Genomic DNA, 11008 nt, shown 5'->3' with positions numbered 1-11008 from the left:
GAACGGGCCCCGGCGGCCCGGCTGCATGGCCTCACGGTCGGAGCGCTGCGGGCGGTCGCGGAGCACGACCGCCCGTGTGAGCTGATCCTGGACGCCTTTCTGCTGCGTGCCATGGGGTTCGCGGGTTGGGCGCCCGCTCTCGACGAATGCGCCCGGTGCAGTGCGCCCGGCCCGCACCGGGCATTCCATGTGTCGGCCGGGGGAGCGGTGTGTGTGCACTGCCGGCCTCCCGGCGCGGCGACCCCGTCACCCGGGGTTCTCGATCTGATGAATGCGCTGTTCCGCGGCGACTGGGAGAGTACGGAAAACACGTCCGGTGCGCTGCGCAGTCAGGCCAGTGGTCTCGTCGCGGCGCATGTGCAGTGGCACCTGGAGCGGCAGCTGCGCACCCTTCCGCTGATCGAACGTGCCCGTCCGCACGGGGCGGTGAATGCGGAGGATGCCGTCAGGCAGGATGGGGACCGTGATTCGACGACGCGAACCTCGAGTTCCGCATAGCTCCGAACGCCAGATCCGCCCACCGGACCCGCATCCCTCGGGTGCCCGCCCGCCCGGCCTGCAGCCCGAACTCGTACCGAGGCACATCGCACTGGTGATGGACGGCAACGGCCGCTGGGCGCAGGAGCGGGGTCTGCCTCGTACCGCGGGCCACGAACGCGGTGAGGCCGTGTTGATGGACGCAGTCTGCGGGTGCATCGAGATGGGTGTCGAATGGTTGTCGGCGTACGCCTTCTCCACCGAGAACTGGAAGCGCAGCCCCGACGAGGTCCGCTTCCTGATGGGGTTCAACCGCGACGTGATCCGGCGTCGCCGCGACGAGATGCATGAGATGGGTGTGCGTGTGCGGTGGGCGGGACGCCGTCCCAGGTTGTGGCGCAGCGTCATCAAGGAACTCGAGATCGCCGAGGAGTTGACGAAGCACAACACGGTCATGAACCTGACCATGTGCGTCAACTACGGCGGTCGCGCGGAGATCGCGGACGCGGCGAAGGAGATCGGCCGGCGGGTGGCAGCCGGACAGCTCGACCCGGAGAAGATCACCGAAGCGACCGTGGTCCGGTACCTCGACGAGCCGGACATGCCGGATGTCGATCTGTTTCTCCGCCCGTCCGGGGAGCAGCGGACGTCCAACTTCCTCATCTGGCAGTCCGCCTACGCCGAGATGGTGTACCAGGAGAAGTTGTTCCCCGACTTCGACCGCCGCGACCTGTGGGCAGCCTGCATCGAATACGCGTCCCGCGACCGCAGGTTCGGAGGGGTGAAGTGAGCGTCGATGGAGCACCGGCACTGCTGGCGCGCGCCGAGAAGGCGCTCGAGCACTTCGCGTCCGTGTCCCGGGCGAAGGACGGATCGCTGAGCTTCGAGTACGCAGGTGCGTTGTGTTCGCTCAGTGCGATGACCTTGACCGACGGCCTCGACGTGCTCTCGATGACATGTGTCCTCGCCTGGGACCGTCCGGTCAGTTCCGCCCTGCACAAGAAGGTGGCAGACCGGAACAAAGACCTCCAATTCGGCTCCATCGCCGTATTCGCCCACGGGCGACTGGCGGATGTCATTCTGCGGTACACGTTCCCGGCGGCCGGACTCGAGGACGAGGCGCTGACCACGATGCTGGTCCTGGCGTTGTCCGGGGCGGACACTGCCCGGCAGGGTCTGCTGCCTTGATCCTCGGCGTTCGCCGAGGCCCGTCACGCTGTCTCGGCGCAGTCCCGGCAGTTGCCGAAGATTTCGATGGTGTGGCTGACGTCGGAGAAACCGTTGGCCTCGGCGATGGACTGTGACCATTGTTCGACCGCGACGCCCTCGACTTCGACGGTGTAGCCGCAGGTGCGGCAGACGAGATGATGGTGGTGTCCGGACGAGCAGCGCCGGTACACGGATTCGCCGTTGTCGGTGCGCAGAACGTCGACCGTCCCGGCGTCGGCCAATGTCTGCAACGTGCGGTAGACGGTGGTGAGCCCGATACCTTCGCCCCGCTTGCGGAGTTCGTCGTGCAGTTCCTGCGCGGACCGGAATTCCTCGATGTCGTCGAGGAGGGCGGAGATCGCGCTGCGCTGCTTGGTCGCACGCACCCCGATGGTGGCGGGCCTGCGGTGACCGGTGTTCTGCGTCAAGAGTTCTATCCTTCCTCGGCGTGCGCGACGGCGTCCACGACGATGTGGGCGAGGTGGTCGTCCACCAGGCGGTAGAGAACCTCGCGTCCGGTGCGTTCGCCGCGGACGACTCCCGCTGCCTTGAGCACGCGAAGATGCTGGCTGATGAGCGGTTGAGTGACTCCGAGCGCACCTACGAGTTCGTGGACGCAGCGCTCGGATTCGTGGAGCTGAAGGACTATCGCGATCCGCACCGGGGCGGCGAGGGCGCGAAGGATGTCACCGGCGGCAGCCAACGTCTCCTTGGACGGCACGGGAACCGGCGGAGGGGTGTCGAAGGGATGGAGCTCCCCGGTTTCGGTGACACTCACAGCGGGTCTCCTTCGGTGTGCCGGACGGTGAGCGGGTGAACGGCCCTCGGGGCAGCTTATTGCAAATCGATTCCATTTTGATATGCACGAATACGCATGTCAACCGGGTGAGTGAACGAACGGGAATCGGCCAGATAGGCTTGAACCCGAAAAGCGCACGTGAACCATGCATCTATTACCCAGATGGAGAGCACTCGAGTGGCACCGAAGTCCAAAGTCGAAACCGTCGTCAATCTTGCCAAGCGTCGTGGCCTGGTCTACCCGTGCGGTGAGATCTACGGCGGCACGAAGTCGGCCTGGGATTACGGCCCCCTGGGTGTGGAACTCAAGGAGAACATCAAGAAGCAGTGGTGGCGGAACATGGTCACCAGCCGCGAGGACGTGGTGGGCCTCGACTCGTCGGTGATCCTGCCGCGCGAGGTGTGGGTGGCGTCCGGACACGTCGGCGTGTTCAACGATCCGCTCGTCGAATGTCTCAACTGTCACAAGCGTCACCGCCAGGACCATCTGCAGGAGGCGTACGCGGAGAAGAAGGGCCTCGACAACCCGGACGACGTGGCGATGGATGTGCTCTCCTGCCCCGACTGCGGCACCGTCGGCCGGTGGACCGAACCCCGCGACTTCAACATGATGCTCAAGACGTATCTCGGCCCGGTCGAGAGTGAAGAGGGCATGCACTACCTGCGTCCCGAGACGGCGCAGGGCATCTTCGTGAACTTCGCGAACGTGCTCACCACGTCGCGCAAGAAGCCGCCGTTCGGCATCGGCCAGATCGGTAAGAGCTTCCGCAACGAGATCACCCCCGGCAACTTCATCTTCCGCACCCGCGAGTTCGAGCAGATGGAGATGGAGTTCTTCGTCAAGCCGGGTGAAGACGAAGAGTGGCACCAGTATTGGATCGACTACCGCATGGACTGGTACACCGGGCTCGGAATCAACAAGGACAACCTGCGTCTCTACGAGCACGCGCAGGAGAAGCTGTCGCACTACTCCAAGCGCACGGTGGACATCGAGTACCGCTTCCACTTCCAGGGGAGCGAGTGGGGTGAGCTCGAGGGCGTCGCCAACCGCACCGACTTCGACCTGTCCACGCACTCCGAGCACTCGGGCACCGAACTCAACTACTACGACCAGGCGACCGGCGAGCGCTACACGCCGTACGTCATCGAGCCGGCAGCCGGACTCACCCGTTCACTGATGGCGTTCCTCGTCGACGCCTACACCGAGGACGAGGCGCCCAATGCGAAGGGCGGCGTCGACAAGCGCACCGTGCTGCGCCTGGACCGTCGTCTCGCTCCCGTCAAGGCCGCGGTGCTGCCGTTGTCGCGCAACGCGGACCTCACGCCGAAAGCCAAGGATCTCGCCGCAACCCTGCGGCAGCACTGGAACGTCGAGTTCGACGACGCCGGCGCCATCGGACGGCGCTACCGTCGCCAGGACGAGATCGGTACGCCGTTCTGCATCACCGTCGACTTCGAGACTCTCGAGGACCATGCGGTCACCGTGCGTGAGCGGGATTCGATGGCGCAGGATCGTGTCGCGCTCGACCAGGTCGAGGGCTACCTGGCTCAGCGGCTGATCGGCTCCTAGTAGTACTCATGAGCGGTTGAGGGGTCCGGTGGACGCCTCAACCGCTCACTGTTCTTCTAGAACCTGCCGCCGCCACTGATCCGGCCGGAACTGCTGGGGCCCCGGAACGATCCCGGTCCGCCGAAGCCGCCGCCGAACCCGCCACCGCCGCCCCGGCTTCCCCAGTTGCCGCCACCGCCGAAGCCGCCACGCAGGATGCTGTCGATCAGGATTCCGCCCAGGACGGCGCCGGCCATATTGCCACCTCCGCCCGACCGTGGTCTCTGATTCGATTCCCACCGGTTCACATCGCTCTGCGCGAGCCGCAGCGCCTCGGCTGCAAGGGTGGAGGCGGCTCGGGCGTGCTCGAGTGCCTGCGGAACGTCGGTGGTGCGAAGCTGCTGCGCGGCCGCGAGGTGACGCTGCGCTTCCGTCAGACGGGTGCGGGCCTCCGCCCCGACCGCGCCCCGGCGGGTGGTGATGAAGTCCGAGGCCGCAGTCAGCTGCGACTGCGCTGCGGTGAGGTCCTGATCGAGCCGCTGCTGCGCCCGTTCGGCCTGCTGACGGGATTCTCGAGCCTGCGCGAGGACGGCGTCGAGCTCGGCGTCGGCACCCACGATGCGGGAGAAACTGCCGAGGGGATCGGTGTCCTTTTGTGCGCGGGCGGCGGCAAGTGCTTTCTCGGCGGCAGTACGTGCCGACTCCAGTTTCCGGCCGCCCTGCCTGGCGAACTGGGGTGCAGCGTTGATGCCTGCCTCCAGATCCGCGATAGCGGCGGGGAGTGTGGCGATGGCATGGCGAATGTTCTCGGCAGCATGGTCGATTCCGTCGAGCAACGAACGCGCCTGCCCGATCGCGCCTTCGGCAGCTCTGATCGCCGACACGGCCGGACCCTGTTTGCCGACAGGCAGGGCGATCGCCTTCCGCCCCTCGGCGACGGCCTGTTCCGCGAACTTCAGGCGTTCTTCGGCCATCTGCACGTTGTGCGCGATCGCCGCGAGTGCCTCCGGCGGAAATTCGCTCTGCAGCGCGGTGAGCGTCTGCGCAGATTCGGGAATGCGCACGGTCACGGCCACGATGTCCTGCGTCAGTGCATCCAGGCGGGCGGGTGCGTTGATGAGGAGATCCCGGAGACCGTCGAATTCCTGGACGCGTTCGTTGAGTTCCTGGTCGGCGCGACCGCAGGAGGAGATGATCTCGATGAGCATCTCTCGCTCTTGCTGGGGAGTTTCGGGGATTGCGTCGTCGAGGCGTTGACGGATGGTGAACGCGGCGGCGAGTGCGGACCGGGCCTTCTCGAACGCCGCGGTGAAGGATGCGGTGGACTCTTCACCGAATTCACCCCTGGCCAGTTCCAGCTCCTCCTCGCTGGTGCGCAGAGCGTTGTCGGTCTCGACGAGGACTTCCTTCGCTCGCTCGTCGAGAGTGGGTAACGGCAGTGCCGCCAGGGCGGCGGTGTCGGCGGGGTCGATGCTTCTCGCGGCCTCCACTCCCGCCGCGGTGCGTTCGCGCTTCTTCTTCCGGGAATAGAGAACGACGCCACCGGCACCCACGACGACGACTCCGCCGCCGATGAGGAGTGTCCGCACCGACATGCCGCCGCTTGCACTGATGGCATCACCGAGACCGCCCGCCGCGGCGATCGCGGCTCCGGCCCAGTCGTCCTCGCGCAGAGCAGGTTCCACGACGTCGACGCGAATGGATTCGAGTTCGCCGGAGGTGATCTCGGTCAGCGCCGGAGACGAGTTGAGGGAGTATTCGCGGTCGATGGTCGCGACGGCGAGTAGAACGTCGCGATCACCGAGAGCCGACAAATTGGCTGTCTGATCTGCCCAGGATCCGCCCGCGAGACCGTTGAAGTCTGCGACGTAGACCACCCACAGCCGCAGCTTGTGCTCGTCGTAGAGCTGATCGATGGCCGCCTCGACCTCACTCGTCTGATCACCCAGCACCCCGACGTCGTCGGTGATCTGACCGGGAAGACGAAACGGGGCGTCCGCCGCCGCGACGGACGGTCCGAGCAGGAGCGTCATCAACACGAGGATCGCGGTGAGGGCGCCCAGTTCAGCGACGTGCAGAGCCCTCGGAATGTGCGGCCGCGGGGACGACGAGGTAGCCGGCGCGAGGCCCGGTGCAAGTGGCATGACAGCAAATCTAACCGGTGTGGCGAGTCCTCACCGGGGCAGTTCGTCGGCAACTGGCAGAATCAGGGAGTGAATGTCGCACCGAGCCGTGAACGCGAGGACCTGCCGCGCCGTCCTGCGCGCCTGGGATTCGCCGGCACACTGGCCCGGTGGACGCGGCGAGTCCTGGTCGGAACGCTTCTGGTCGGGCTGGTCTTGGTGGGAGGCACCGCTGTGCGGGTGTGGCAGGTGGCACGGGTCGATGACACTTCCGCCGCTGACGCCATCGTGGTCCTTGGGGCCGCGCAGTACTCGGGTACCCCGTCGTCCGTTTTCGAGGCGCGTCTCGAGCAGGCCTACAAGCTGTACGAGAGCGGCGTGGCACCCGAGGTCATCACCGTCGGCGGAAAGCAGGAGGGCGACGAATACACGGAGGCGGCCTCCGGCAAGAACTACTTGGTCTCGCGTGGTGTGCCGGCCGAGGCCGTCACCGCCGTCGAGGAGGGTTCCGACACCCTGCTCAGTATCGAGGCCGTCAGCGAGGCGATGGGGGATACGGGTATCGATTCCGCGGTACTCGTCAGCGACCCGTGGCATTCACTGCGAACGCGGACGATGGCTCAGGACGCCGGACTCGACGCCTGGACGGCGCCCACCCGGCAGGGACCTGCGGTGTTCACCCGCGAATCCCAGCTGCACGGCATTGCGCGGGAGACCGGGGCGCTGATCTGGTACCAGCTCACGCACTTCTCGGCCGACTTCCCTTATACGGCGGGACAATAATTCTTCGATGACAGTTCATTCGGACCGCACCGGCGGTGAGTACTCCGCACACGACGTGGAGCGCCGGGTTGCCGAGGCACCCAAGAGTGCGGGTCTGCCCGGCAGCCAGGTTGCTGCCGCCCAGCATCGGTCCGCCTTCTCCCGTGACCGTGCCCGTGTGCAGCACTCGGCGGCGCTGCGCAGGCTCGCGGACAAGACCCAGGTGGTGGGTCCGCGCGACGGTGACACTCCGCGGACCCGTCTGACGCACTCGATCGAGGTGGCTCAGATAGGCCGGGGAATCGCGGACGGACTCGGTTGCGATCCCGATCTGGTCGATCTCGCGGGGCTCGCGCATGACATCGGTCATCCCCCTTACGGTCACAACGGCGAGAAGGCGCTGGACGAGGTGGCCGAGGGCTGCGGTGGGTTCGAGGGCAATGCGCAGAACCTACGGATCCTCACGAGTCTCGAACCGAAGGTGCTGGACGAGGCCGGCAACAGTGCAGGACTGAACCTGACACGCGCCTCGCTCGACGCGGCGATCAAGTATCCGTGGACCAGGCCTTGTCCGGGCGCCAAGTTCGGGGCATACGACGACGACGCCGAGGTGCTCGCGTGGGTGCGTACAGGCGCCCCGGATCGTCGCCGCTGCCTCGAGGCGCAGGTCATGGACTGGGCCGACGACGTGGCCTATTCGGTGCACGACGTCGAAGACGGTGTGATCGACGGGCGGATCGATCTGCGGTCGCTGGCCGATCCGGTAGATCAGCGAGCTCTCGCCGAATTCGGTGCGTCCGAATTCTCGGGACTCGATGTCGAGGAACTCGTGGAGGCGGCCCGGCGGCTGAGCCGTCTGCCCGTCGTGTTGCGGGTGGGCAGTTACGACGGCACGCTCACCAGTTCGGTTGCGTTGAAGAACCTCACCAGCGAGCTCGTGGGCCGGTTCGCGACCGCCGCGATCATCGGGACCCGCGACGTCCACGGAGAGAAACCGCTCGCACGGTACGACGCGGATCTGGTGATCCCGGCGGTGGTGGGGGCCGAGGTGGCACTGCTCAAGACCTTCGCATTGAACTTCGTCATGTCGGATGCCGGGCACAAGGCCCGGCAGGAGCGCCAGCGCGACCGCGTGCACCGGGTCGCCGAGTGGCTCCTCGTCACCGCCCCCGCTGGTCTCGACCCGATCCTGGTGCCGGCGTGGCACAGGGCGGGCGATGATGCCGCCAGGATGCGGGTGATCGTCGACCAGATCGCGTCCTACACCGAGAGTCGGCTCGAACGTGTCGACAAGGCAAGCCTCGGAGCCCAGGCCAGCTGGGGATAGCCGGGGACGGCAACCCGCTGGGCCGCGGTACGCGCCCTGCGTTGTCGTACCTCGGGGACCGTTTCGCCGGGATTCCCGCGCCGTCGAACTGCTGAATTCGAGGCGACGGATCCGCGCACGGACGAGCGCATAGACTGTCTGCCGTGGCTGGCAGAATCCCCGATCGAGACATTGCGGCCATTCGCGAGCGCACGCGGATCGAGGACATCGTGGGGGAGTACGTCTCCCTCAAACGCGCCGGTGGTGACTCCATGAAGGGGCTGTGTCCCTTCCATGACGAGAAGTCGCCGTCGTTCCACGTCCGGCCCAACCACGGGCACTATCACTGCTTCGGGTGCGGCGAGGGCGGCGACGTCTACTCGTTCCTCCAGAAGATGGATCACATCAGTTTCGTCGAGGCTGTCGAACAGCTCGCGGACCGGCTCAACTACTCCATCTCGTACGAGGGCGGCGGAACCTCCGTCCAACGGGACCGCGGAACCCGCGCCCGGCTCGTGGCGGCCAACGCGGCGGCGCAGGAGTTCTACGCCGCGAGGTTGCGCGAGCCCGACGCCCAGGCTGCCCGCGACTATCTGACAGAACGCAATTTCGACGTCCAGGTGGCGCAGCAGTTCGGCTGCGGATACGCGCCGGACGGCTGGGACGTGCTCACGAAACATCTGCTGGCCAAGGGTTTCGACGTCAAGGAACTCGAGGCTGCCGGCCTTTCGAAGGCGGGCCGCCGTGGGCACATCGACCGCTTCCACCGCCGGTTGTTGTGGCCGATCCGGAACCTGTCCGGCGATGTCATCGGGTTCGGCGCCCGCAAACTGTTCGATGACGACACCATGCCGGGCAAGTACGTCAACACCCCGGAAACCATGCTGTACAAAAAATCTCAGGTGCTGTTCGGTGTCGATCTGGCCAAGCGGGAGATCGCCAAGGGGCATCAGGCGGTGGTCGTCGAGGGGTACACGGACGTCATGGCCATGCACGTCGCGGGCGTGAAGACCGCCGTCGCGGCGTGCGGCACCGCCTTCGGTGAGGACCACCTCGCGATGCTGCGACGGCTGATGATGGATGACAGTTTCCATCGCGGCGAGATCATCTACACCTTCGACGGTGACGCGGCCGGACAGGCGGCGGCCATGAAGGCCTTCCAGGGCGACCAGAAGGTGGCGGGCCAGACCTTCGTCGCGATCGCACCGGAGGGGATGGATCCCTGCGAATTACGCCAGAAGTCCGGTGATGCCGCCGTCCGTGATCTTGTGGCCCGGCGTACCCCGCTGTTCGAATTCGTCATCAAGTCGATCCTCGCCGAGATCGACATGGACACACCCGACGGCCGAGCCGAGGCGCTGCGCCAGACCGTGCCGGTGGTTGCACAGATCAAGGAGAAGACGCTGCGTGACAGCTATGCCACGCAGCTCGACGGCTGGGTGGGCTGGAACAACATCCCGTACATCCGGGAGCGGGTCAACACCGAAGCACGCAAGCGTGCATCGACCCGTGGCTCGATGCCGGCGCCGCCTCGCCGACAGGCCGTGCGGGATGGCGTCGGGGACGCCCCACAGCTGCCCGTCGGGATTCAGCGTCCCCGGCCCAACGATCCGACGCTCTGGACGCAGCGGGATGCCCTCAAGGCCGCCCTGCAGTACCCGGCCATCGCCGGCACAGTGTTCGACTCGCTGCCGGTCGAAACCTTCACACACCCGGCGTACGTGGCGATCCGTGAATCGATGATCGCGTCCGGGGGCACCAGCGCCGGTCTCGGCGGCGCCGAATGGGTCGACGTGGTCACCCGGGGTGTGAACGACATCACTGTGGCGTCGCTGATCTCGGAACTCGCGGTGGAGCCGCTGCCCGCCGAGGAGGACACCGTCCCGCGATATATCGCCGGTGTACTCGCACGCCTGCAGGAAGTGTGGGTGGGTGAGCAGGTGGCGGAGCTGAAGTCCAAACTGCAGCGAATCTCACCGGCCACGGAGTCGGACGAGTTCCACTCCCTGCTCGGCGACCTCGTGGCGCTCGAGCAGTACCGCCGCAGCCTGCTCGATCAGGCCATCGGTGACACCAACCGCGACGGAATGGCCGGCTGACCTACTTCCGCTTCTTCAGCTGATCCTGGGGAACGAGAATGGTCGTGTCCTCGTCGATCGGTGTCATCGGTTCGAGCTTGGGCTGCGTGTTCAACGAATCGGACAGCTTCTGCCGTGAGACCTGCAACACCTTCTTGGTGGCCGGACTCGTGGCGACAGCCCTGGTTGCCCGGCTGATCTGCTCGTAGCGTGCACGTCCCGCCCGCGTTCCCAGCACGTATCCAGCCACGATACCGATCAACAACCGCATCATTCCCGCTTCCTCCCGGCGTACATGTTGGTTGACCCATCCTGCCTGATGCGGCGACGAACAGCCGATTTGGTACTCGGGTAGGGCAATGCGCTACAGTTTCTCAGGCATCGCCGGGAACGGCGAAGCACTGCAGAATAATCCCCTGTAGCTCAATTGGCAGAGCTTCCGACTGTTAATCGGACGGTTGCTGGTTCGAGTCCAGCCGGGGGAGCAGCAGAAGAGCCCGTCAGCGAATCCCGTTGACGGGCTCTTCTCGTTGCGCTGCGTCGTGCTGTCACATCAGCCTCCCCGGCTACTCCGTCACCAGCAACGGGAGGTAGCATTCGGCACGCCGCAGTGAGCACGTCGCGGCCCGGGGGCGGTAGCTCAGTCGGTTAGAGCCGTGGACTCATAATCCATTGGTCGCGGGTTCGAGCCCCGCCCGCCCCACTT

The 11008-nt window shown here is 66.1% G+C and carries 11 protein-coding genes and 2 tRNA genes; 9 read left to right on the top strand and 4 right to left on the bottom strand.

Translation table 11 applies throughout. From position 1 onward, the window contains the following. The 3 genes from recO to WAW17_RS11960 form a co-directional block, all read left to right on the top strand. Window positions 1-498 (top strand): DNA repair protein RecO (gene recO, locus WAW17_RS11970; RefSeq protein WP_422333195.1); only part of this gene is annotated, 498 nt, incomplete at its 5' end. Continuing rightward, the gene (locus WAW17_RS11965) at window positions 464-1267 is read left to right on the top strand and encodes an isoprenyl transferase (protein ID WP_422333194.1); all 804 of its coding nucleotides are present in this window, start codon (window positions 464-466) and stop codon (window positions 1265-1267) included. The genes recO and WAW17_RS11965, both read left to right, overlap by 35 nt. Continuing rightward, the gene (locus WAW17_RS11960) at window positions 1264-1665 is read left to right on the top strand and encodes a hypothetical protein (protein ID WP_422333193.1); all 402 of its coding nucleotides are present in this window, start codon (window positions 1264-1266) and stop codon (window positions 1663-1665) included. Before WAW17_RS11965 ends, WAW17_RS11960 begins: the two co-directional genes overlap by 4 nt. Window positions 1666-1688: 23 nt before the next feature. Here WAW17_RS11960 and WAW17_RS11955 read toward each other — a convergent pair whose 3' ends face one another. Together WAW17_RS11955 and WAW17_RS11950 are read right to left on the bottom strand one after the other, a co-directional pair. Then, window positions 1689-2114 carry a Fur family transcriptional regulator gene (locus tag WAW17_RS11955; RefSeq protein WP_422333192.1) on the bottom strand — a complete coding sequence of 142 codons (426 nt, stop codon included), beginning with the start codon at window positions 2112-2114 and terminating at the stop codon, window positions 1689-1691. A gap of 5 nt (window positions 2115-2119) precedes the next feature. Next, window positions 2120-2464 (bottom strand): ArsR/SmtB family transcription factor, encoded by a 345-nt coding sequence (locus WAW17_RS11950; RefSeq protein WP_422333191.1) that lies wholly within the window; start codon window positions 2462-2464, stop codon window positions 2120-2122. 198 nt (window positions 2465-2662) lie between these two features. On the opposite strand from WAW17_RS11950, the gene WAW17_RS11945 reads away from it, so the two are divergent. After that, window positions 2663-4054, top strand: a complete 1392-nt coding sequence (locus tag WAW17_RS11945; RefSeq protein WP_422333190.1) for a glycine--tRNA ligase — start codon at window positions 2663-2665, stop codon at window positions 4052-4054. A 56-nt stretch (window positions 4055-4110) separates the two neighbouring features. Here WAW17_RS11945 and WAW17_RS11940 read toward each other — a convergent pair whose 3' ends face one another. Beyond that, complete coding sequence (locus WAW17_RS11940; protein WP_422333189.1) at window positions 4111-6177, bottom strand: TPM domain-containing protein; 2067 nt, start codon at window positions 6175-6177, stop codon at window positions 4111-4113. A 69-nt stretch (window positions 6178-6246) separates the two neighbouring features. Between WAW17_RS11940 and WAW17_RS11935 the strand changes: the two genes are divergently transcribed. The 3 genes from WAW17_RS11935 (at window position 6247) to dnaG (ending at window position 10323) form a co-directional block, all read left to right on the top strand. Continuing rightward, complete coding sequence (locus tag WAW17_RS11935; protein ID WP_422333188.1) at window positions 6247-6939, top strand: YdcF family protein; 693 nt, start codon at window positions 6247-6249, stop codon at window positions 6937-6939. Between the two features lie 7 nt (window positions 6940-6946). Next, entirely contained in the window at window positions 6947-8245 is a 1299-nt protein-coding gene (locus WAW17_RS11930; protein ID WP_422333187.1) for a deoxyguanosinetriphosphate triphosphohydrolase, read from the top strand. A gap of 143 nt (window positions 8246-8388) precedes the next feature. After that, window positions 8389-10323, top strand: coding sequence for a DNA primase (dnaG, locus tag WAW17_RS11925; protein ID WP_422333186.1), 1935 nt, complete (start codon window positions 8389-8391; stop codon window positions 10321-10323). Between the two features lies 1 nt (window position 10324). Here dnaG and WAW17_RS11920 read toward each other — a convergent pair whose 3' ends face one another. Continuing rightward, window positions 10325-10576 carry a hypothetical protein gene (locus WAW17_RS11920; protein ID WP_422333185.1) on the bottom strand — a complete coding sequence of 84 codons (252 nt, stop codon included), beginning with the start codon at window positions 10574-10576 and terminating at the stop codon, window positions 10325-10327. A 138-nt stretch (window positions 10577-10714) separates the two neighbouring features. Between WAW17_RS11920 and WAW17_RS11915 the strand changes: the two genes are divergently transcribed. Both WAW17_RS11915 and WAW17_RS11910 read left to right on the top strand, forming a co-directional pair. Continuing rightward, window positions 10715-10787, top strand: a tRNA-Asn gene (locus WAW17_RS11915). Between the two features lie 144 nt (window positions 10788-10931). Beyond that, window positions 10932-11005 (top strand) — tRNA-Ile (locus WAW17_RS11910). The last annotated feature ends 3 nt before the right edge of the window (window positions 11006-11008 follow it).

The organism is Rhodococcus sp. (in: high G+C Gram-positive bacteria) (assembly GCF_049286785.1).
Taxonomy (GTDB): Bacteria; Actinomycetota; Actinomycetes; order Mycobacteriales; family Mycobacteriaceae; genus Rhodococcus_F.
This window is presented reverse-complemented; position numbering and strand designations above follow the sequence as displayed.

What these genes read in the sequence shown, in the direction of transcription:
- WAW17_RS11940 (WP_422333189.1), bottom strand. Translation starts at nt 6,177, where the DNA reads ATGCCACTTGCACCGGGCCTCGCGCCGGCTACCTCGTCGTCCCCGCGG.
- WAW17_RS11930 (WP_422333187.1), top strand. Translation starts at nt 6,947, where the DNA reads ATGACAGTTCATTCGGACCGCACCGGCGGTGAGTACTCCGCACACGAC.
- WAW17_RS11920 (WP_422333185.1), bottom strand. Translation starts at nt 10,576, where the DNA reads ATGATGCGGTTGTTGATCGGTATCGTGGCTGGATACGTGCTGGGAACG.